Annotated in this window: 18 protein-coding genes; 8 read left to right on the top strand and 10 right to left on the bottom strand. The window is 60.6% G+C overall.

Annotation, left to right across the window (positions count from 1 at the left end; genetic code table 11):
- Position 1 precedes the first annotated feature (1 nt).
- Entirely contained in the window at positions 2-2374 is a 2373-nt protein-coding gene (locus tag ACF8MC_RS22000) for a hypothetical protein (RefSeq protein WP_197842173.1), read from the top strand.
- On the top strand, positions 2374-3270 hold the full coding sequence (locus ACF8MC_RS21995; protein WP_197842172.1) for a hypothetical protein: 897 nt from the start codon (positions 2374-2376) through the stop codon (positions 3268-3270). The genes ACF8MC_RS22000 and ACF8MC_RS21995 overlap by 1 nt, the downstream gene beginning before the upstream one ends.
- 176 nt (positions 3271-3446) lie before the next feature.
- On the opposite strand, the gene ACF8MC_RS21990 is transcribed toward ACF8MC_RS21995, so the two are convergent.
- From ACF8MC_RS21990 to ACF8MC_RS21980, 3 genes are all read right to left on the bottom strand, one after another.
- On the bottom strand, positions 3447-5231 hold the full coding sequence (locus ACF8MC_RS21990; protein WP_033636392.1) for an ATP-binding protein: 1785 nt from the start codon (positions 5229-5231) through the stop codon (positions 3447-3449).
- Positions 5228-5722, bottom strand: coding sequence for a molybdopterin-dependent oxidoreductase (locus tag ACF8MC_RS21985; RefSeq protein ID WP_033636391.1), 495 nt, complete (start codon positions 5720-5722; stop codon positions 5228-5230). The genes ACF8MC_RS21990 and ACF8MC_RS21985 overlap by 4 nt, the downstream gene beginning before the upstream one ends.
- A 161-nt stretch (positions 5723-5883) precedes the next feature.
- A complete protein-coding gene (locus ACF8MC_RS21980; protein WP_164105609.1) occupies positions 5884-7233 on the bottom strand; it encodes a PLP-dependent aminotransferase family protein in 1350 nt (449 codons plus the stop codon).
- Between the two features lie 137 nt (positions 7234-7370).
- On the opposite strand from ACF8MC_RS21980, the gene ACF8MC_RS21975 reads away from it, so the two are divergent.
- The 3 genes from ACF8MC_RS21975 to ACF8MC_RS21965 all read left to right on the top strand — a co-directional run bounded on the left by ACF8MC_RS21975 (position 7371) and on the right by ACF8MC_RS21965 (position 9524).
- On the top strand, positions 7371-8000 hold the full coding sequence (locus ACF8MC_RS21975; protein ID WP_033636389.1) for a LysE family translocator: 630 nt from the start codon (positions 7371-7373) through the stop codon (positions 7998-8000).
- A 36-nt stretch (positions 8001-8036) separates the two neighbouring features.
- Positions 8037-8888, top strand: a complete 852-nt coding sequence (locus ACF8MC_RS21970; protein WP_164105607.1) for a PhzF family phenazine biosynthesis protein — start codon at positions 8037-8039, stop codon at positions 8886-8888.
- Positions 8889-8957: 69 nt separating this feature from the next.
- On the top strand, positions 8958-9524 hold the full coding sequence (locus ACF8MC_RS21965) for a DinB family protein (protein ID WP_072269791.1): 567 nt from the start codon (positions 8958-8960) through the stop codon (positions 9522-9524).
- Between the two features lie 77 nt (positions 9525-9601).
- Here the strand turns inward: ACF8MC_RS21965 and gorA are convergent, their stop codons facing one another.
- Both gorA and ACF8MC_RS21955 read right to left on the bottom strand, forming a co-directional pair.
- Complete coding sequence (gene gorA / locus ACF8MC_RS21960; protein WP_033654483.1) at positions 9602-10954, bottom strand: glutathione-disulfide reductase; 1353 nt, start codon at positions 10952-10954, stop codon at positions 9602-9604.
- A gap of 130 nt (positions 10955-11084) precedes the next feature.
- Positions 11085-11927, bottom strand: a complete 843-nt coding sequence (locus ACF8MC_RS21955) for a 23S rRNA (adenine(2030)-N(6))-methyltransferase RlmJ (RefSeq protein ID WP_004931012.1) — start codon at positions 11925-11927, stop codon at positions 11085-11087.
- A gap of 214 nt (positions 11928-12141) precedes the next feature.
- On the opposite strand from ACF8MC_RS21955, the gene ACF8MC_RS21950 reads away from it, so the two are divergent.
- The 3 genes from ACF8MC_RS21950 to rsmJ all read left to right on the top strand — a co-directional run bounded on the left by ACF8MC_RS21950 (position 12142) and on the right by rsmJ (position 15519).
- On the top strand, positions 12142-12603 hold the full coding sequence (locus ACF8MC_RS21950) for an HIT family protein (RefSeq protein ID WP_049235313.1): 462 nt from the start codon (positions 12142-12144) through the stop codon (positions 12601-12603).
- A 118-nt stretch (positions 12604-12721) separates the two neighbouring features.
- Positions 12722-14764, top strand: coding sequence for an oligopeptidase A (gene prlC, locus ACF8MC_RS21945; protein ID WP_033649387.1), 2043 nt, complete (start codon positions 12722-12724; stop codon positions 14762-14764).
- Between the two features lie 8 nt (positions 14765-14772).
- Positions 14773-15519 (top strand): 16S rRNA (guanine(1516)-N(2))-methyltransferase RsmJ, encoded by a 747-nt coding sequence (rsmJ, locus tag ACF8MC_RS21940; protein WP_164105605.1) that lies wholly within the window; start codon positions 14773-14775, stop codon positions 15517-15519.
- Positions 15520-15547: 28 nt separating this feature from the next.
- On the opposite strand, the gene ACF8MC_RS21935 is transcribed toward rsmJ, so the two are convergent.
- From ACF8MC_RS21935 to ACF8MC_RS21915, 5 genes are read right to left on the bottom strand one after another with little or no spacing between them, the layout of a single operon-like run.
- Entirely contained in the window at positions 15548-16147 is a 600-nt protein-coding gene (locus ACF8MC_RS21935) for an SIS domain-containing protein (protein ID WP_060388446.1), read from the bottom strand.
- The gene (locus tag ACF8MC_RS21930; protein WP_038873847.1) at positions 16147-17784 is read right to left on the bottom strand and encodes an FGGY-family carbohydrate kinase; all 1638 of its coding nucleotides are present in this window, start codon (positions 17782-17784) and stop codon (positions 16147-16149) included. Before ACF8MC_RS21930 ends, ACF8MC_RS21935 begins: the two co-directional genes overlap by 1 nt.
- 10 nt (positions 17785-17794) lie before the next feature.
- Positions 17795-18748, bottom strand: coding sequence for an ABC transporter permease (locus ACF8MC_RS21925; protein ID WP_060443818.1), 954 nt, complete (start codon positions 18746-18748; stop codon positions 17795-17797).
- 1 nt (position 18749) lies between these two features.
- Positions 18750-19739, bottom strand: coding sequence for an ABC transporter permease (locus tag ACF8MC_RS21920; RefSeq protein WP_015379367.1), 990 nt, complete (start codon positions 19737-19739; stop codon positions 18750-18752).
- Positions 19732-21231 (bottom strand): sugar ABC transporter ATP-binding protein, encoded by a 1500-nt coding sequence (locus ACF8MC_RS21915; RefSeq protein ID WP_121535930.1) that lies wholly within the window; start codon positions 21229-21231, stop codon positions 19732-19734. The genes ACF8MC_RS21920 and ACF8MC_RS21915 overlap by 8 nt, the downstream gene beginning before the upstream one ends.
- Positions 21232-21251 lie beyond the last annotated feature (20 nt).

Genomic DNA, 21251 nt, shown 5'->3' with positions numbered 1-21251 from the left:
CATGTTCCATATTGACAACCCAAGCGGCGTAGAAGTAATGCCAAAAGTTAGCGATGTTGAAAGCACCAGCATTCGCTACTTTACCGAAGAAAAAGACAAGGCGTCTTACCCTGGCGCCGACTGGTTTAACATCGTCATGCTTGAGCTGTTAAATATTCTCAAGCTATCAAATGTCGCACCAGACAAGTTTAAATATAACCAAATCGCAACGGTTATTGTTTCATTGATAAATGAACGGCTTTCGGCGCAATCCAGCGTATTTGATACGGTTGAGGAAGGGCTGAGTAAAACCGATAACGGACAATATTTTAGTGTTCCTCAGGGATTGGATAGCGAACAATCGTTCAAATATTATCAGAACGACAATGGCACTGCGTTACTCATTACTGACGCGCCCAGCTCGAACTCAGTCAGGATTTTGAATGACTTTATGGCTGTACTGTCTGCACAACAGGCGTCGTTGCAGAAGACGACAGAAGTTCTAAATCAGTACAGTTCAAACAACTGGCAATGGATATTATCGAGCCTACGTGGGCCTTCTGAAACGGCTCTCGCGCTTGATAATGATTTTGGCCTGTGGGTAGCCGGACTGACGTCATCACTGCAAGATTATGTAGAGCAGCTTATTCCGAAAGACCTGGCGAACCGCTATCAAAATTTGCAGTACGCTATCGTTGCCAGAAATGGGATTGATGGCCTGTTGACGATTAACGACAACGGCGACATTCGTATCGTCGGCACCGATGATGTACTGCAAGAACGGCTAGACACGCTCTGTTCAACAACGTTCTCTCGCACCATTGTGGGGTTCCAGCACGTCATTTTTGCCGCTGATTTGAAAACGGCTCTATTCGCTATTGATGATAATGGTGGCGTATTCATTCCTGGGGTTGATGGGCCGCTGCAAGACAAATTGGGTGAATCACGCGCCAAACTGGTGACCTCTGGCGGGGTTCCTGCGGCTGCATGGGATAATACGGTGGTATGGTCTGAGCGCCCCGTTCTTACCGTTCAGAAACTGACTGATGCCGGGATGGTTTTCAGCTACTTGCCTGGTGGCGAAGCTGCTGCTGGTGCAGGCGTTATGTATATCCCGTCTATTCGTGAAATGCCGCTCGATGCGACTGAAATTCATGGCGGCGGCTCGACAGGTCAATCGCTGAACACCCCGTATGACAAAACCGGCAATACAAACGTGGTGAACCGTGACCCAGCCTATCGTGGGCGGTTGCTCGCCGCCACCAACGGTAAACCGGAAGGCGATGGCGGGCGCGGAATCGGGAACGCTGACAGAACGACGATCAATGATATGTCATACCCAGGTTATCGTCAGGGCAATGTCTTGCCGCTCTACAATAAGCTGATGTCATTTACACCGGGTAACGTGGTCTTTATGCACGCAGGGTTCGCCGTTGGTGGTGCCCCGTTCTCCAAAATCAAAAAAGGCACTGTCCCGTACAACAAGGGGTTGGCATTAATTCAACTTTATAAAACCGCTGCTGATGCCGTTGGGAAACCCTATTCATTTAAGTTCCTGACTATGGAGCATGGTGAAAGCGACAACGACAATGGCGATAACCCAAAACCAGGCGATTATCTGGCTAAAGAGACAGAGTACTTCTCTGATTTCCAAGCTGATGTAACGCCTATCACGGGGCAGACTGAACCGTTCCTGGTTGTTATTGGGCAGGTCGGAAGCCGTGTTAATACCAAAGCGGGTGAAATTGACGAAGAGGGAAACCCTACCGGGGAAACTATCGTCGTACAGCCATATTCAGTCACTGCGGTTGACCAGACCGCGTATGTGCGCCACAACCCGGATACAGCCATCATGTATGGCCCCAAGTATCCCCTGAACTGGCTGTTTAGTGACGGTACGATGAGCCATTTAAATGCGGCCGGTAAAGTCCTCCAGGGCGAATATACGGCGCAGGCTATCCACTGGCATCTCTACGACACGGAAAAGAAAGGCACGTGGACGGGGCTGAAAATTCGAAATGTAACGCTGAACGGCGCGATTGCGGATTTACTGTGTGATGTCCCTTACCCCCCCATTGTCATCGACAGCGCATTTATCCGTGACTGCCCTGGTAAAGGCATCAGTCTGGAGCACAATAGCGCCACCGTGATGAATGTCTCAATCGTAGACGGTAATACGATCCGTGTTGAATTTGATAAGGCTCCGGCTGCTGACGACGTGTTGCTAATCGGATTTACGAATACGCAACCACACACAAACGGCAGTGTTTACCCCACAACATGCTTCCGCGACTCGTCGCCTGTCATTTCTAAATGGGTGACGCGTTCCGGGGTTCCGTTCCCGCTTTATAACTGGATGTGCTTAGACCGTATTCCTTTGACTGGAGAAATCTGATGGTAGCTGCAATTAACACCGGAAAAGCCTATACAGGATTCCGTCCCGCACTTGATCTTTCAGCGTCGATTCTTGATCCGCAGGCATTGTTTGCTAGCTACAAGAGCCGCGTGTTGGCGGACGGTGGGCATATTCCCGACGAAGTAGGCTGTATCGAACGGTTTAAATTCCTTTTGCTCAATGCAATGTTTGAGCGAACTGTTGTATCTCTGACACCGGCCTTTGGCATCAAAACGGACAGCGCGGGTAACGTTCTGACCGTATATAACTTGCTCGGTGAGGCAGGCGACCTGTTGGCAGTATCAAAAGGCACACCACCTGGCCCGATGCTGTATGACATATCGACCCGTTCGATCAATGTTCAAATTACGTCTAACGGTGGTACCTGGCTCCAAAGCCGGGGCAGTATCGTGATGCAGAAGTCCGCAACTTATCTGCTTGCCGGATGCATGAGCGATAGTAGTCGCGCTGATGGCAACGGTTTAACTTTCGGCTATCCGATAGGATCGCTCCCGATGGCATATATGCGAACGATGATTACGAACAACCAAGCGATCACTGAGTCATGGCGTTTTGGTACTCGTGATTCAGGCTGGCCAGCGGATGTTGGTGGCGCGTTGATGGTTGCAGCCACACTGTATGAAGACTACGTGCCAGCGGCTGGATTATTCGATGTGACATCCGGTGTTATCACCGGTTATGAAAAGGGTAAGTTCGCGATGAAAACGACCTCGTCAACGGGTGCCCTGGCAGACCTGCGCGATCGGACAGCTGCCTTGGTAGTCGGTACACCTGGCAGCACTACAACGGGCTGTTATGGAACATTCAGGGATATGTTACACCTACATTCTGCGTCCGAAGCGGATGCGGTGCTCGCATCTCGGTTGGGTATTTAAATTCGGGTAATTTGATAATAAGTAGCAAAGTTAGCGGGTTCTCATTTTAAGTGGCCCGCTTTTTCATTTTTCGCGCCGCGCAACAATCGCTCAGGCGATGCGCGAGTACGATGTGCTCGGCCCTTATGAAAAGCCGGTGCGGCTCCATGTGATCGAAGCCGCACTGCAACGCTGTTTTAATCTTTAGCGGGGAACACCTCGGCCAGTGCGTTTGACAGCGCATCCAGCCGAACCGGCTTCATCAGGTAGTTATCGAACAGGGCGCGCTGATCCGCCGTCAGCTGCTCCGGCGTGTAGGCGCTGATGCCGATGATCGGCACATGGCGGTTGGGGCCGCGGCGGTTGCGCAGCTGCCTGGCCAGGGCGGCGCCGTCGATGCCCGGCATCTGCAGATCCAGCAACAGCGCGTCGTAAGGGCGTCTGAGCAGCTTCTGCAGCGCGCGCTCCGGCGAGTCGCACAGTTCGTGCTGGTAGCCCAGCTTGTCCAATAGCGCCGCAAAGGCGTCACCCACCGACTTGTTGTCATCCACCACCAGCACCTGCTGCGGCTTCTGCTGCAGAGAGGCATTGGCGGCGGCGGGCGCGTCGGCGCGTTCGTCTTCACTGATCTGCACCGGAATGCTGACGATAAAGGTGCTGCCCTTCTTGATTTCGCTGTACACCGTGATGGTGCCGTCGAGTAATGTCACCAGGCCGTGCACGATCGCCAGCCCCATCCCGACGCCGGCATACTGCTTGGTATGCGACTGATCCAGCTGGGTAAAGGGTTTGAAGATCTGATCGAGCTGGTCTTTTTCGATACCGATGCCGGTGTCGGTCACTTCGATAATCAACGAACTGCCGCCCGGCTGGCGGCGCAGGCAGCTGTGCAGCGTAATGCTGCCGCTTTCGGTGTACTTGTAGGCGTTGGTCAGCAGGTTGACGATAATCTGCCGGATGCGCAGCGGATCGGAGTGCACCAGCAGGTGGCTGCATTCCACTTCACAGCTCAGTTTGACCTGCTCTTTGCGGGTCAGGGTGGCGATTTCGTTGGCGGTCTCCGCGATCAGCTTCTGCGCGTCGAACGGCACGATGCGCAATTCCATCATGCCGCTGTCGAGGTGCGCATAGTCGGTCAGATCTTTCATCTGGCTTTCGATTTGCTGCGCGGCGGTCTCCAGCCGCTGAAAGGTGTCCGCGTGCTCAGCCGACACCCGGGTATTCACCAGCACGTCGATGGCCGACATCACGCTCTGCAATGAGGTGCGCAGCTCGTGGCCGATGGCACCGAGGAAGGCGTTTTTGGTGCGCGTCGCTTTCTCCGCCTCGATGGCCTTGGCCTGCTGGCGAATGGTCAGCCGCTGCTGACGGAACACGATCAGGGTGATGGCGATCAGTGCGATCACCGAGAACATGACGATCACCAGCCCATAGAAAATAATGTGCCGTTTCTCGATGTAATCCTCATAGGCGGCGGTGCGCTGCTTCACCTCGGCGTGGTCGGTCAGGTTGGCCATTTCGATGGCGTAAGGCTTGATGGCCCTCATGGCCGCGGAAACCTGGCCGAAGTCGATTTTCCGACTGCTCAGCAGCTTATCGATGCGATCCATCTGCAGGCGCATCTGTTTGACCACTTCCGGGTAGCCCGGCTCGGCGTACAGCGGCTGGGTCGATTCGGAGACGGTTTCCAGCACGTAAAAACGCGAATAGAGGATTTCGAACCGCAGCCGCAGGTTGTCGTTGTCCACCTGCGCGGCGTGGCTTTGCTGCTCGACCAGCGTGTCGAACTCCGCCAGCTTGATGGAGAACTTGGCGATTGACCAGGAGTAGTTCTCCTGCGTGCCGGCGATGGCATACAGCCCTTTCTTCGACAGGGTGGCGCTGTAGTAATAGAGCGTGACGGTCGAAGCCACTAAAAACAGCGCGGCGAAAATGGCCGGGATCGCCAGCCTGCTGCCGTTCTTAAAGGTCGTCAGCTTCATTTGATCACGATCCTGTCCACTTGCCAGATAAAGCGCGAGTTGTACAACGGCGAGTTCAGTTCAGGCCCGGCGGCGTCGCGCGGGTAAACCAGGAACAGCGGGCCGAAGTTTCTGAGTTTCAGCATCTCCCCGTCCATCTTGTAGGCCAGGATCATGTTGTACTTTTTGACGTCGGACAGCGGCACGTCGATGTAATAGTCGTTCAGCGCATAGAAGGTCAGCGTCTCGCCCTTGGCGCCGACGCGCTCCAGGATATCGGCCACCGAAATCCCTTCGAATTTTCTCTGCGGCGTCCAGGAAGTGGAGGTGGTGATGCTGCGCACCGGCATCGCCAACAGCTGCTTATCGGTGAACAGATAGCTTTTGTTGACCGGGTCGGTCACGTTGTCGATCTTGCCCGCCACTTCGAGGGTAAAGCTGAGCGCGCTGCTCTGGGCGATAATCAGGGCCACGCAGGCCATCGCAAGGGTTTTGCATAGTTTGAACAGCATCGGTGTTCTCCAGAGGCGCGGGGAGGTTGTATCAGTCCCGCTAATTTATCAGGCAGAATAATGGCAGAAAAAGCAGGCGGGCGCGAAAGGAATAGTAAACCGCACAAAAAGAACAGGCCTGAACCGGTCGTCCCGTGCGCGTAACCTTTCCCTTCCGTTTGTCAGCCGTTCCGATGTGCTTTCAACAGCTGCGCCAGCTGTGTCAGGCCTGCCGTTAGCTCGTCCAGCGAAGAGGAACCCAGGCACAGGCGAATGCCCGTTGCCCGTTCGTCGCGGTCCACCATCACGGCGTCCGGCGGCGTCACTTTTACGTTGGCCAATGCGGCGGCGGCGGCCACAGACTCGGCGGTTTCGCGCGGCATCGGCAGCCAGACATGATAAGCGTCGGGATGCGATACGCATTCGCCGGCGTCGAATATCGAGGTGGCCAGATGCACTCTGCGCTGAGCCTCATGGCGCAACGCTTGCGGTATCGCCTCGACCGCGCCGCTGGACAGCCACTCCCCCACCACTGCGCAAGACAGTGGCGAAGGCGCGAAGGGAATATCTTGCAAGGCTTCTTCCGCCGCGTTTTGCATGCCGGGCGGCAGAGTCAGCATACCGATCCGCAACCCCGGGCCGAGCGTTTTCGACAAGCCATTGACATGGAACACCCGCTCGGGTGCCAATGTCGCGAGCGCAGGCGTTGCTGAATGCCCCAAGGTATACACGCCATCCTCGATGATCCAGACATTCGCCTGCCGGCATATCTCGACGATAGCCTGCCTGCGCTCGGCGCTCATGGTGGCCGTTGTCGGGTTATGCAGCGTCGGTGTCAGATAGACCGCAGTATGGCCGCAGGAGACACGCTCGAGCGCGCGAGACAGCGCTTGCGGCACCATGCCTTGCGCATCGATATCGATACCGATCAAGCAATGGCCTTTGCGCCGGGCCAGCGCGATCGCGCCGGGATAGCTGATTCTCTCCGTCAGTATCGTCCCGCGTGGCCCGCAGGCCAGGTCAAAAGCCAGTGAAATCGCCTGACGGGCATTGCTGGTCAGCGCCAGATTCGACGGTTCGATCGTGACGCCGACGTTTTCGAGCCAGCGGGCCAACAAACGTCGGTGCTCCAGATGCCCGGTCGGAGGGGAATAGAGGTTCAGATGATCCGCATCCATTTTCCGCGCAATGCTGGCCAGCGTGCGCGCCAGCAAACGATCGGTCAGCACCGCCGGCGGCGCATTGGACGAAAGATCGATTTCGCGTTTTTCACGGGCGTGGCGAATCGCCACGAACATCCCGCGGCCTTTCACGCTGCGTACCAACCCGCGTCGTTCCAGGATGGCATAGGCTTTGGTCACCGTGCCCAGACCGATCTCTAATTGCCAGGCGAGCGTACGGTGAGCCGGCAGACGATCGCCACCCTGCAGTTTACCCTCGATAATGTCGTCGCCTAACGCCAACACCAGCCGCTCGACGGTGGTGACTTCCGCATTGGCCAGGCGAGGTTGCCAGGGCGATTGAAGCCGCATGGTGATGCTCCGAAAAATGAATAGTGTCACGTGACACTATTTAAATAGGTGAAAAGTGTAACACATACTATGTTGGTGAAGAGTCCCTGAGTTTTCAACAACGTCTCGGCCGCAAGGCGGGTCAGCGGAGTTTTTCCATGAATGTCAGTCAGCTTGCGTTGGTTTATGGCGCATATCTTCTCGCAACCGCCAGTCCGGGCCCCAGCAACATGGCGATCATGGGCGTGGCGATGCGTGACGGCCGCTCACCCGCACTGGCGCTGGCTGCCGGGGTGGTGACCGGATCGCTGTGCTGGGCACTGTTGGCCGCGACCGGCCTTTCCGCCGTGCTGGCCACGTATGCGCAGGCGCTGTGGGCCATCAAAATCGTCGGCGGCGTGTATATGCTGTATCTGGCGCTGCGCGCCGGCCAATCCGCATTACGGGCGTCTCCCGTCTCGACAGGGATAGCGGCAGGGGATGGCGGGCGATCTTATCGGAAGTTGTATCGGCAGGGCGTGCTGATGCATCTCGGTAATCCCAAGGCCATCATGTCCTGGATGGCGATCATGTCGCTGGGTTTGCGACAAGGGGCGCCTGAAGGCGTTTTACCGGCGATTATCGGCGGTTGTGCGTTGCTCGGCGTGACGATTTTCGGGGGGTATGCCCTGCTGTTCTCAACGGCGCCGATGATCGCGTTTTATACCCGGGTGAGGCGCTGGATTGAAGGAATGCTTGCGCTGCTGTTCGCTTGCGTGGGCCTGGAGCTGTTGATATCGCGGGGGTAATCATGCACGCCCGGCGTTAACCTGAGGAGAGAGGCGATGGTTTTTGGCATGCAGATGGTGGATGTCTTTGGCGCCGGGCCACTCGCCGGCAATCCGTTGGCGGTGATCGCGGGCGCCGGAGCGTTGTCGACGGAGGACATGCAGCGCTTGACGCGTTGGTTCAACCTGTCGGAGACGGCCTTTTTACTGCCGCCGACGCACCCGCAGGCGGATTACCGGGTGCGAATATTCACGCTGGATCGTGAAATGCCGTTTGCCGGGCACCCGACGTTGGGCAGCTGCCATGCCTGGCTCGCTCTGGGAGGGGCGCCCAGCAACGAGACGGAGATCATCCAGGAGTGCGGAGCAGGATTGGTGAGCATTCGTCGCGAGGGAGGGCGGTTGTGTTTTGCCGCGCCACCGTTGATTCGTTCCGGGGCGCCGTCAGGAGAGACGTTGGCCGACGCGTTGCGGTTTTTGGGGATCGCGTCTGATGAGGTGCTCGATGCCGCCTGGATCGATAATGGCCCGGGGTGGCTGGGGATCCGGCTGGCCAGCGCCGAGCGGGTACTTTCCCTGACGCCGGCGAGAAGCTGGCCGCGCAGAGTGGACATTGGCGTCGTCGGCCCACATGCCGAGGGTGACGCAGCCTTCGAAGTGCGCGCTTTTTTGAGCGATCATCTTGGCGCTATCGTCGAAGATCCGGTCACCGGCAGTCTCAATGCCTCCCTGGCCCAGTGGTTGTTCGCAAGCGGCGTGGTCAGCGGCGGATATATTGCCGCTCAGGGCCGCTGTCGTGGGCACAACGGGCACGTGCATATCACCCGCGACGAGGGTGGCCGGATTTGGGTGGGCGGCAATACGCGCATTCAGGTCGAAGGGCGGTTGCAAGGGATTGGCACGGCGTAGAACGCGTCGCCGCACTGTGTGCGGCTGAACGGAATATCGATTTTCATCCGATGATAAGGAGTGAACAGTATGTTTGCGATGCCACAAAACGATACCCCCGTCGAAGCTGATATCACTCAGCCGACGACGGTCATCGATACGTTGAAAATGCTGGTACGTTACAAAGCGTGGGCGAATGCGCTGACCTTTGACACCGTGATGTCTTTGCCGGCCGGTGAAGCCTTGCGGCCGCGGCCGACCCGTTTTGGCAATATGGTGCATACCTTGAATCATGTCTATGTGGTGGACGATATCTTCAGGCACCACCTGCAAGGTCGAAAACATGGCTACCTCGCGCGCAACACCGAGCAAACGCCTGCGCTTGACGCTCTGCGGTGTGCGGTGGAGGAAATGGACCACTGGTATATCGAACAGGTGGATAACTGGTCGCCCGAGGCGCTGGCGCAGGTGGTGCAGTTCGAATTCGTCGGCGGGGGGGAAGGTCGCATGACGCGCCAGGAAATCGTGCTGCATGTCGTCAACCACGCGACCTATCATCGCGGTTTTGTCGGCGATATGCTCTATCAGGTGCCCTTCGCTTCGCCGGCGAACGATTTGCCGGTGTTTCTTCGCGATCACTACCGCCGGGCGCCGTGAGGCGAGCGAGATAAATAAAAAAGCCAGACGCTTTCGCGCCTGGCCTGTTATGCGCCGGAACTCGGCGAGGCTGCGCCTCAGCGCATGGTAACGAACTCTTCCGCCGCGGTCGGGTGTATCGCCACGGTGTTGTCGAAGTCCTTCTTGGTGGCGCCCATCTTCACCGCCACGGCGAAGCCCTGCAGGATTTCATCCATGCCGAAGCCGATGCCGTGCAGGCCGACGATTTTCTCTTCTTTACCCGCGCACACCAGCTTCATGCGGCACGGCTGGCGGTGCTGCGTCACGGCGCTGTACATGGCGGTGAAGGAGGATTTGTACACCTTCACGTTGTCCGCGCCGAACTTCTCGATAGCTTCCGGCTCGGTCAGGCCGATAGTGCCGATCGGCGGGTGGCTGAACACCACGGTGGCGATGTTGCTGTAATCCAGGTGCTCATCCGGCTTGTTGTTGAACAGGCGCTCGGACAGGCGGCGGCCGGCGGCCACGGCGACCGGGGTCAGCTCTACCGCGCCGGTGTTGTCGCCCACCGCGTAGATGCCTTTGACATTGGTGTTCTGGAACTTATCGACGTCAATATAGCCTTTCTCATTGGTTTTCACCCCGGTAACGCCGAGGTTCAGGTTGTCGGTCGCCGGTTCGCGGCCGATGGCCCAAATCAGGCAGTCGACGGTGAATGCCTTGCCGTTTTCCAGCTGCAGCGTCAGGCTGCCGTCGGCGTTCTTGACGATCGCTTTCGGCACCGATTCGGTATGCAGGCTCGGCCCTTCGGTGTTCATCACTTCCACCAGGGTTTCGACGATCATCGGATCGAAGCTGCGCAGCGGCGCGTGCTTGCGCACGAACAGGTGCGTTTCCGCGCCCAGCGCGTTCAGCACGCCGGCGATCTCCACGGCGATATAGCCGGCGCCGACTACGGCGACGCGCTTCGGCATGGCGTCCAGCTCAAAGAAGCCGTCGGAGTCGATGCCGTATTCCGCACCCGGAATAGCCGGGTGGCTCGGGCGGCCGCCGGTGGCGATCAGGATGTGGTCGGCGGTGATGAGCTCGCCGTTCACTTCCACGGTGTGCGCATCCACGAAGCGCGCGAAGCCTTTGATCACGTCGACCTTGTTCTTGCCCAGCACGTTGTCGTAGGAGTTGTGGATGCGGTCGATATAGGCGGTGCGGTTGGCGACCAGCTTCTTCCAGTCGAAGGCGTTGACGGTGGTGTCGAAGCCGTAGTCCGGGCCGTACTGATGGATGGCCTCGGCGATCTGCGCCGCGTGCCACATGACTTTTTTCGGTACACAACCCACGTTTACACAGGTGCCGCCCAGCTCTTTGGCTTCAATCAGCGCACACTTTTGGCCGTACATGGCTGCCCGGTTGATCGATGCGATACCGCCGCTGCCGCCGCCAATTGCTAGATAATCGTAATGTTTCGTCATCTGGGATTTCCATGAGTTGTGAATTTGAAGAGGGTAAGAGTTTAACGCCTGACCGGGGTTTGTCGCAAAGATTGCGTCGATGGCTGCGATAGGTGGACGCAGGGCGCGGCGAACCGCGCCCTGCCGGGGATTATTCCGGTACCACCCAGTTCACCAGATGGTGGCCGATGCCCGACGGCACCAGCACCTTGTGCAGCCACGGCAGCACGTTTTTCATCTGCTGTTCCAGTTTCCACGGCGGGTTGATGACGATCATGCCGGAGGCGGTCATGCCGCGCTGATCGCTGTCGGGTTTCACCGCCAGTTCGATCTGCAGAATGCGGCGAATGCCGGTGGCTTCCAGATCGCGCAGCATGCGTTTGATCTGCTGGCGCATCACCACCGGGTACCACAGCGCGTAGGTGCCGGTGGCGAAACGCTTGTAGCCTTCCTGAATGCCTTTGACCACGTCCTGGTAATCGGTCTTCATTTCATACGGCGGGTCCATCAGGATCAGACCCCGGCGCGACAGGGGCGGCAGCTGGGATTTCAGCTGCTGATAGCCGTCGGCGCGCTGCACTTTGGCGCGCTCGTCTTTCTGGAACTCGCTGCGCAGCAGCGGGTAGTCGCTCGGGTGCAGCTCGGTCAGGTGAATTTTGTCCTGCGGGCGCAGCAGCTGGCGGGCGATCAGCGGCGAACCGGGGTAGTAGCGCAGCGTGCCGGAACGGTTGAAGTTGTGCACCACGCTCATGTAGGCCGCCAGCTCTTCCGGCAGATCGTCGCGCTGCCACAGCAGGCCGATGCCTTCCAGGTATTCGCCGGTGCGCTCGGCGTGTTCGCCGCTGAGCTGATAACGGCCCGCGCCCGAGTGGGTATCCAGATACAGGAACGGCTTCTCTTTTTCCTTCAGCGACTCGATGATCAGGCTCTGAACGGTGTGCTTGAGCACGTCGGCGTGGTTGCCGGCGTGGAAACTGTGGCGATAACTTAACATGACGGGTGGCGGTTCCTTGTGCTCCGCAGGCGGAGCATTCAATGCAATAAGGCTTATAATCTGCACAGTATAAACTGTCTGGCCGGGAAAAACCGGACTCCGTTGCCGCAGACGTTCACAGAAAGGGACAGGACGATGAGCAAACGGGCGTTCTGGCGGCCGGTGTTCGAAGCGTTCGAATGGGTTGAAACGCTGTGAATCACAAGGAGAAAGGATGAGCTGCATTTTTTGCGACATCGTGGCGGGCAAGGCGCCGTGCCATAAAATCTGGGAAGACGACGACCATCTGGCGTTCCTGTCCATCTTCCCCAACACCGACGGTTTCAGCGTGGTGATCCCCAAGGCGCACCACCCGAGCTATGCCTTTGACCTGCCGGACGAGGTGTTGAGCGCGCTGATGCTGGCGACCAAGCGGGTGGCGAAGCAGCTGGATCGCGCGTTCGACGACGTCGGCCGCTGCGGTATGGTGTTCGAGGGTTACGGCGTCGACCACGTGCACGCCAAACTGATCCCGCTGCACGGCACCGCGTCGCTGGAGCAGTGGCGGCCGATCGAATCGACCTCGCCGAAGTTTTTCGCGCGTTACGAGGGCTATATCTCCTCCCACGACGCCGCGCGCGCCGACGACGAGCAGCTGGCGGCGCTGGCCGCCCGCATCCGCCAAAGCGTCGTTTAAGGCACCAACGATCAACGCCGGGCATTGATTTTCCTGTTGTCTGGCTCCATGTTAGAGATTCATACGCATTTTAAGGCTCGCCCCCACGGCGGGCCCCAACGCTAATCAGGACTGCCCTATGACAAATCCGTTGCTGACCCCGTTTTCCCTGCCGCCGTTCTCGGCGATCCGCCCTGAAGATATCGTGCCTGCGGTGCAATCCGCGCTGGCGGACTGCCGCGCCGCGGTAGAGCGCGTGGTCGCGCAGCCGGGGCCGTTCACCTGGGACAATCTGTGTCAGCCGCTGGCGGAGTCGGACGATCGCCTGTCGCGCATCTGGTCGCCGATCGGGCACCTGAACTCGGTGAAAAACAGCCCGGAGCTGCGCGCCGCCTATGAGCAGGCGCTGCCGCTGCTGTCCGAGTACGGCACCTGGGTCGGCCAGCACGAAGGGCTGTACCAGGCCTACCGCAGCCTGAAAGAGGGCGCGGCGTTTGAGGCGCTGAGCGTGCCGCAGCGCAAGGCGGTGGACAACGCGCTGCGCGATTTCGAACTGTCGGGCATCGGCCTGTCGGCGGATAAACAGCAGCGCTACGGCGAGATCGTCGCGCGCCTGTCCGAACTGGGTTCCACTTACAGCAACAACGTGCTCGACGCCACCATGGGCTGGAGCAAACTGATTACCGACGAAGCCGAGCTGAGCGGCCTGCCGGAGAGCGCCCTGGCGCAGGCACAGGCGATGGCGCAGGCCAAAGAGCAGGACGGTTGGCTGCTGACGCTGGACATGCCGAGCTACCTGCCGGTGCTGACCTACGCCGACAACCGCGCGCTGCGCGAAGAGATGTACCGCGCCTTCGCCACCCGCGCCTCCGATCAGGGGCCGAACGCCGGCAAATGGGACAACAGCGAAGTGATGGCGGAAACGCTGGCGCTGCGCCACGAGCTGGCTCAGCTGCTGGGCTTCGACACCTACGCCGACAAGTCGCTGGCGACCAAAATGGCGGAAAGCCCGGAGCAGGTGATCGGCTTCCTGAGCGATCTGGCCAAGCGCGCCCGCCCGCAGGCCGAGCAAGAGCTGGCGCAGCTGCGCGCCTTCGCCAAACAGCACTATGGCGTGGACGAGCTCGAAGCCTGGGACATCACCTATTACGGCGAAAAACAGAAGCAGCACCTGTTCTCCATCAGCGACGAGCAGCTGCGCCCGTACTTCCCGGAACAGCGGGTGGTGGAAGGGCTGTTCGAAGTGGTGAAACGCATCTACGGCATCACCGCCAAAGAGCGTAAAGACGTGGAGACCTGGCATCCGGACGTGCGCTTCTTCGATCTGTTCGCCGCCGACGGCGAGCTGCGCGGCAGCTTCTACCTCGATCTGTACGCCCGCGAAAACAAACGCGGCGGCGCCTGGATGGACGACTGCGTCGGCAGCCTGCGCAAGGCCGACGGCACGCTGCAAAAGCCGGTCGCTTACCTGACCTGCAATTTCAACCGCCCGCTGGGCGACCAGCCGGCGCTGTTCACCCATAACGAAGTGACCACGCTGTTCCACGAGTTCGGCCACGGTCTGCACCACATGCTGACGCAGATCGATACCGCCGGCGTCTCCGGCATCAACGGGGTGCCGTGGGATGCGGTCGAGCTGCCGAGCCAGTTTATGGAAAACTGGTGCTGGGAGCCGGAAGCGCTGGCGTTTATCTCGGGCCATTACCAGAGCGGCGAGCCGCTGCCGAAGGCCATGCTCGACAAGCTGCTGGCGGCCAAGAATTACCAGGCGGCGCTGTTCATCCTGCGCCAGCTGGAGTTCGGCCTGTTCGATTTCCGCATGCACTTCGAATACAGCCCGGAAAAAGGGGCGCAGATCCTGCCGACGCTGGCGGAAGTGAAGAAAATGGTGGCGGTGGTGCCTTCGCCAAGCTGGGGCCGCTTCCCGCACGCCTTCAGCCACATCTTCGCCGGCGGCTATGCGGCGGGTTACTACAGCTACCTGTGGGCGGAAGTGCTGTCGGCCGACGCCTACTCGCGCTTCGAAGAAGAGGGCATTTTCAACGCCGAAACCGGCAAATCCTTCCTCGACAACATCCTGTCGCGCGGCGGTTCGGAAGAGCCGATGGCGCTGTTCAAACGCTTCCGTGGCCGCGAGCCGCAGCTGGATGCTATGCTGCGCCATTACGGCATTAAAGGATAACCCGACACGTGAGCGTGTGTTTATTGTGTGAAGCAGGCGCCGATCCCGGCGCCTTGTCTGTTTTGGCGCAGCGCTGGCGGCTGACGTCCGACGACGACGCGCCGATGGCGCTGATACTGACCCCGCAGCGGCTGGAGCTGCGCAAGCGCGACGAGCCGAAGCTCGGCGGAATCTACGTCGATTTCGTCACCGGCACCATGGCGCACCGGCGCCGCTTCGGCGGCGGCCGCGGCGAGGCGGTGGCCAAAGCGGTCGGCATCAAGGGCAGCTATCTGCCGGACGTGGTGGACGCTACCGCCGGGCTGGGGCGCGACGCCTTCGTGCTGGCGGCGCTGGGCTGTCGGGTGCGGATGCTGGAGCGCAATCCGGTGGTGGCGGCGTTGCTGGACGACGGCCTGCAGCGCGGCTATCAGGATGCGGAAATCGGCCCGTGGCTGCGCGAGCGCCTGACGCTGCTGCACGCCTCCAGCCTGACGGCGCTGGCGGATCTCAGCCCGCGCCCCGAAGTGGTGTATCTCGATCCGATGTTCCCGCACAAGCAGAAAAGCGCGCTGGTGAAGAAAGAGATGCGGGTGTTTCAATCGCTGGTGGGCAGCGACGATGACGCCGACGGCCTGCTGGAGCCGGCGCGCCGTTTGGCGACCAAGCGCGTGGTGGTGAAACGCCCGGACTACGCGCCGCCGCTGGCCGACGTGCCGGCGCACGCCACCACGCTGACCAAAAGCCACCGTTTCGATATCTACATGCCGCTGTAATGTCTGCCGGGCCCGCCGTGTCGGGCCCTCAGTTTTCCTCCCGCAAGCTTTTCCCCACGCCGCCGCCCGGATGCACCGCCAACAAGGTGTCCTTGTCGTAACCGCTGCGCGCCATCAAGCAGGCGCAGGCGGCGTCGAAGATCGCCAGCACCAGCACAATTGAGGTGGTGGCCAGCATGTTCAGCGGATCTATCTCCTTTTGCACCCCGGTGGCGATCGTCAACTGCGCCGCCTGTGCGATGGCGGAATGCGGGTTTTCCGTCACCGCGATCAGCGTCACTCCCTTGGCCTGCAGCGTCGGCAGCAGGCGGGTCAGCTCGTCGGAATTGCCGCCGCGCGAGATCAGGATCAGCAGATCGTCGGCGCGCAGAAAGCCCAGATCGCCGTGCGCCGCGCCGGTGGCGTCGAGGTAGACCGCCGGCCGTTCCACGCAGGCCAGCATGTGGGCTATCTTGCGCGCCGCAATCCCCGAGGTGCCGACGCCGGTGACGGCGATTTTACCGCGGCAGTCGGCCAGCAGCGTCAGCAGCCGCTGCCAGGTGCGCGCGTCGAGGCGTTCGCCCAGCTGCGCCAGCTCCTGACTGTAGGTTTGCCAACCCTGCACGGCCTGCCGCCATTCCTGCTGCATCACGCCTCCTCCTGCATCAACCGGCGGTATTTCATGTGGTCGTTGTACAGCTCGTGGAATACCCGGTATTTGCGGTCGTAGTAGCTTTTTATCTGGTTGGTCTGCGGCGTGACCGTCTTGCCGATGCGGCTCATGGCGCTCATCGCCTCCGGCAGGGTGTCGAACACGCCGGCCGCCACGGTGCCCATCATCGCGCCGCCCAGCAGCATCGCTTCGCTCTCCTCCGGCAGCAGCATGGCGCAGCCGGTGGCGTTGGCGTGCTCCTGCACGAAGATCGGGTTCTTGGTGCCGCCGCCGCTGGCCATAATGGTGTCGATGCTGTAGCCGCTGTGGTTCATGGTTTCGATGATGTGGCGGGTGCCGAGCGCGATGGCCTGAATGGTGGCCAGGTAGTGCAGCGCCATGTCCTCTGGCGTGCGCGACAGCTTCAGCCCGGTCAGGATGCCGGTCAGCGTCGGGTTGGCGCGCGGCGAGCGGTTGCCGTGGAAGTACGGCAGCATGTGAATGTCCTGCGTCAGGAAGGCGATATTCTCCGGCTCGCCGGCCATGCGGCGCAGAATGGCGTTCAACACCTCATAGATGGTCTGCCCCTGAGTTTTCGCCTGCGCCAGCAGCTCCGGGTAGCACGGGTGCGACTGGATGACGTGGTCGATCAGCGCGCCGGTGGCGGACTGGCCGCCCTCGTTCAGCCAGTATTCCGGCAGGATCGCCGAGTAATACGGCCCCCAGACGCCGCCGATAAAGCGCGCGGTGCGCGACATCGCCATATGGCCGGTGGAGGTGCCGCCGATCAGCGCGACGCGGCGGTTGAAGTCGGCCACCTCACCGGAGACGCCGGTGGCGCCCAGCGTGCCGAGGGTGCCGGCGTGGGCGTCAATGATCGACACGCTCACCGCCGTGCCGGCGATCAGCCCCATCTCGCTGGCGGCGCGCTGGGTCAGGCCGTGGCCCAGCGGCTCGCCCATCATTTTGACGTCGCTGCCGATCTTGGCCGCGTCATGTTCCAGCACGTCTTCCAGCCCGATCTGCTGGAAGTAGCTCTTGTCCCAGCGCTGTTCGTGGCCGAGATAGGTCCACTTGCACACCGTCGAGCATAGCGAACGGGTGGCGTCCTGGGTGGCGCGCCAGGTGAGGAAGTCCGGCAGATCGAACAGGTAACCGGCGTTGGCCCAGGTGGTGGGCATGTGCTGTTTCAGCCACAGCAGTTTCGGCGTCTGCATCTCCGGCGAGATAATGCCGCCGACGAAGTCCAGCACCCGGTGTTTGGTGGCATTGATGCGCTCGGCCTGGGCGATCGCCCGGTGATCCATCCACACGATGATGTTCTGTTCGGTGCGGCCGGAGGGGCTGACGGTCAGCGGCTTGCCCTCTTTATCCAGCACCACCAGCGAACAGGTGGCGTCGAAGCCCAGCCCCTTGACCTGGATCGGGTTGATGTCGGCCTGGTTGACCGCGTCGCGCACCGCATTGCACACCGCCTGCCAGATGTTATCCGACGACTGCTCGACGAAATCCGCCTTCGGCCGGTACAGATCGATGGCCCGGCTGGCCTGGCCGACCATGCGGCCATTGAGATCGAATACGCCCGCGCGCGCGCTTCCGGTGCCCACGTCTACGCCAATAAAATAGCTCGCCATTATTTTCTCCTCAGGCTTTTCGATTCTGTAACGCGATAAACAGGATCAGCACGCCGCCCCACAGGGCCATGGTCAGGTAGCTGCTGACCCCCAGCAGATTGAGGCCGCTTTCCAACATTTGCAGCACGATCAGCGCCAGCACCAGCCCCAGAATACGGCCGAAACCGCCGTCCGGGTTAATGCCGCCCAGCACCGAGGCCAGAATGGTCACCAGCAGATAAGATTCGCCGTAGCCGGCCTTGGCCGAGTTGAACTTGGCCATCATCAGCAGCGCGGCGCCCCAGCCGAGCAGCGCCGACAGGATATACACCGCTACCTGCACCCGCGCGGTGTTCACGCCGCTGAAGCGGGTGGCCTGCTCGTTGGAGCCGATCAGGTACAGGCTGCGCCCCAGCGTGGTGTGCTCCAGCAGCAGCCACAGACCCACCGCCACCAGCAGGAACAGGATCAGTGCCACCGGCACGCCGAGCACGGCGCCGTTGCCGAGAAATTGAATCGCCGCCGGGAAGCCGGAGATCACCGCGCCGTTGGACAGCAGGATATTCAGACCGGTGATCAGCGTCATGGTGCCGAGCGAGGCGAGGATGGGCGAGACGCCGATCCAGGCCACCAGCGCGCCATTGAGCGCGCCGATCGCCACCGCCACCAGCAGGCCGGCCACCAGCGCCAGCGCCAGGAACAGCGGCTGGTCAGGGTGGCTGACGATGATTGCCGCCATCACCAGCGAACAGGCGTTGGCGCCGGCGATGATCGACAGGTTGATGCCGCCGGTCAGCATGGTGATGCCCATGCCGAGCGCCAGCAGGCCGAGGATCGGCAGCTGCGAGGCGATCGACTGGAAGTTGCCGAGGCTGAAGAAGCGCGATCCGAGCAGCCCGGCGAACAGCAGCGCCACCGCGATGATGATCGCGCCCTGCAGGCGAATGATCCGATCGTTTGGGATCAACCGAGTTAACTGCGTCATGTCAGATCTCCTTGAGCAGCTTGCGTTTTTCGTTCCAGGCGGTGGTGCTGATGCTGATCAAAATGATCGCGCCGCTGAATACCTGGTGCCAATAGGCCGAGACGCTGAGCAGCGTCAGCCCGTTTTGCAGGAAGGCCAGCAGCACCACGCCGAGCAGGGTACCGGTCAACGAGCCGCGGCCGCCGCTCATGCTGGTGCCGCCCAGCACCACCGCCGCCAATACCGTCAGCTCGAAGCCGAGCAGCGAGTTGGGAGCCACCGACTGGGTGATCTGCGCCTGCACCACCGCCGCGACGCCGGCCAGAATGCCCATGTAGCCGTAGACGCAAAAATGCAGCCGCAGCAGGTTCAACCCCAGGCGCGACGCCGCGTCGCGGTTGCCGCCCATAGCGTAGATCTGGCGCCCCAGCCGGGTGCGGTTCATCAGCACGCCGGTGACGACGATGGTCGCCAGCAGGCACAGCAGCGGCAGCGTCAGGCCGTAGTCGTAACCGTCGGCGCCCTGGAACGAGAACCAGTTGATGCCGTTCATGAACCAGTCCGGAAAGCCGTACAGCCAGGTGCCGTTGGTGGCGTACACCAGCAGGCCGTAGAACAGGTTGAGGGTGGCGATGGTGATGATGATCGCCGGCACTTTCAGCCAGTACACCAGGAAACCGTTCACCAGCCCGAGCAGCAGGCCAACGCCAATCGCCAGGGCGAACGCCAGCGGGAAGCTGCCGCCGTGCTGGATCACCCAGCTGGCCATCACGTACTGAGCGATGGCGGTGACCGCCGGGAACGAAATGTCGATGCCGCCGGCGATCAGCACCACGAACAGCCCGCAGGCCAGGATGCCGAGAATGGCGTAGCTGGTGGCGACGTCGGTCAGGTTGCCGAGCGTCAGAAACTCGTCGGTGCCGGCGCTCAGGCCGATCGCCAGCAGCAGCACCAACAGGCCGAGATAAAACTCGTGCCGCCCGGCCAGGCGGGCCAATAATGATTTATCCATTCACCACCTCGGCGATCTGTTGCTCGGTACTCTGGTGCGGCGCGAATTCGGCGATCAGTTCGCCCTTGCGCATCACCATCACCCGATGGCTGTTGTAATAGGCTTCCGGGATCTCGTCGCAGATCATCAGCACCGCCATGCCCAGCTGCGCCAGATCGCGGGCGATCTGGTAGATCCCCTCTTTGTTGGCGATGTCCACGCCGACGGTGGGCGAGTCGAGGATCAGGATCTTCGGCTGGGTCGCCACCCACTTGGCGATGGCGATGCGCTGGGCGTTGCCGCCGGACAGGGTTTTCACCGGCAGCGCGCTGTCGGACACCTTGATGTTCAGATCGCGAATCAGCCGGTTGACCAGCTCGGTCGCTTTGGCGTGATCCAGCAGCCCGAGCGAGGTATGCAGCCGATCGAAGACGGTGACGATGGTGTTGTCGTAGATCGATTGCTCCATGATCAACCCCTGCGTCAGACGATCCTCCGACACATAGCCGATGCCGTGGCGCACCGCTTCGCGGTTGTTGTGCAGCTGCACCGCCTGGCCCTCGATGTGGATCTCGCCGCTGTCCGGCCGCGTCATGCCGAACAGGCTGAGGCACAGTTCGGTGCGGCCGGCGCCGAGCAGGCCGACGATCGAGACGATCTCGCCGCCGCGCAGCGCCAGATTGATGTTGCGGTATTTCTCGCCGCGGCTGAGGTTGCGTACCTCGAGCAGCGGCGCCTGTTCGGCCGGCGGTAGCGGCGGCAGCGGGCTGTAGTGGAAGCGTTGGCCGGTCATCAGGAACGCCAGTTCGTGGCTGTCCAGTTCGCTGGCCGGCCAGGTGCCCACCAGCTTGCCGTCGCGCATCACGCTGATGCGATCGGCGACTTCCATCACTTCATCCAATCTGTGGCTGACGAACACCACGCAGATGCCGGCCGCCTTCAGCTCGTTGACCACCCGCAGCAGGCCGTCGACCTCCTGGCGGGTCAGCGAGGCGGTCGGTTCGTCCATGATAACCAACCGCGCCTCGGCGGCGATGGCGCGGCAAATCGCCACCAGTTGCCGATCGGCGATCGACAGTTTTTCCACCTTTTTATCGGGATCGATGCGTATGCCGACCCGCGCCATGGCGTCGAGCGCCGTCTGGCGCATCACCCGCTTGCGCACCCAGAAATGGCCGCCGGGCAGGTAACGGTGGATGGCGATGTTCTCCGCCACCGTCAGATTGGGGAACAGCGACAGGTCCTGGTAGATCACCTGTATGCCGTAATAACCGGACAGCTGCGGCGTCAGGGCGTGGAAGAGTTTGCCTTCCAGCGAAATGTTGGCGCCTTTTTCCGGCTGATAGACGCCGGAGATGATTTTAATGATGGTGCTTTTGCCGCAGCCGTTTTGCCCGGCCAGGCAGTGCACTTCGCCAATATTGAGCGTCAGGTTGATCTGGTCTAATGCCAGCACGCCTGGGAATCGCTTGCTGATATTCTCCAGGGTGATAAATGCGGGGGAGGCTGTCATAACGTTAACCTGTGCTTGCG

The sequence above is a fragment of the Serratia sp. LACPHL-BACT-2024-00286 genome (assembly GCF_043109535.1).
GTDB classification, from domain to species: Bacteria; Pseudomonadota; Gammaproteobacteria; order Enterobacterales; family Enterobacteriaceae; genus Serratia; species Serratia sarumanii.
The sequence above is the reverse complement of the archived record's forward strand: the minus strand, read 5'-3'. Positions and strand labels throughout refer to the sequence as shown.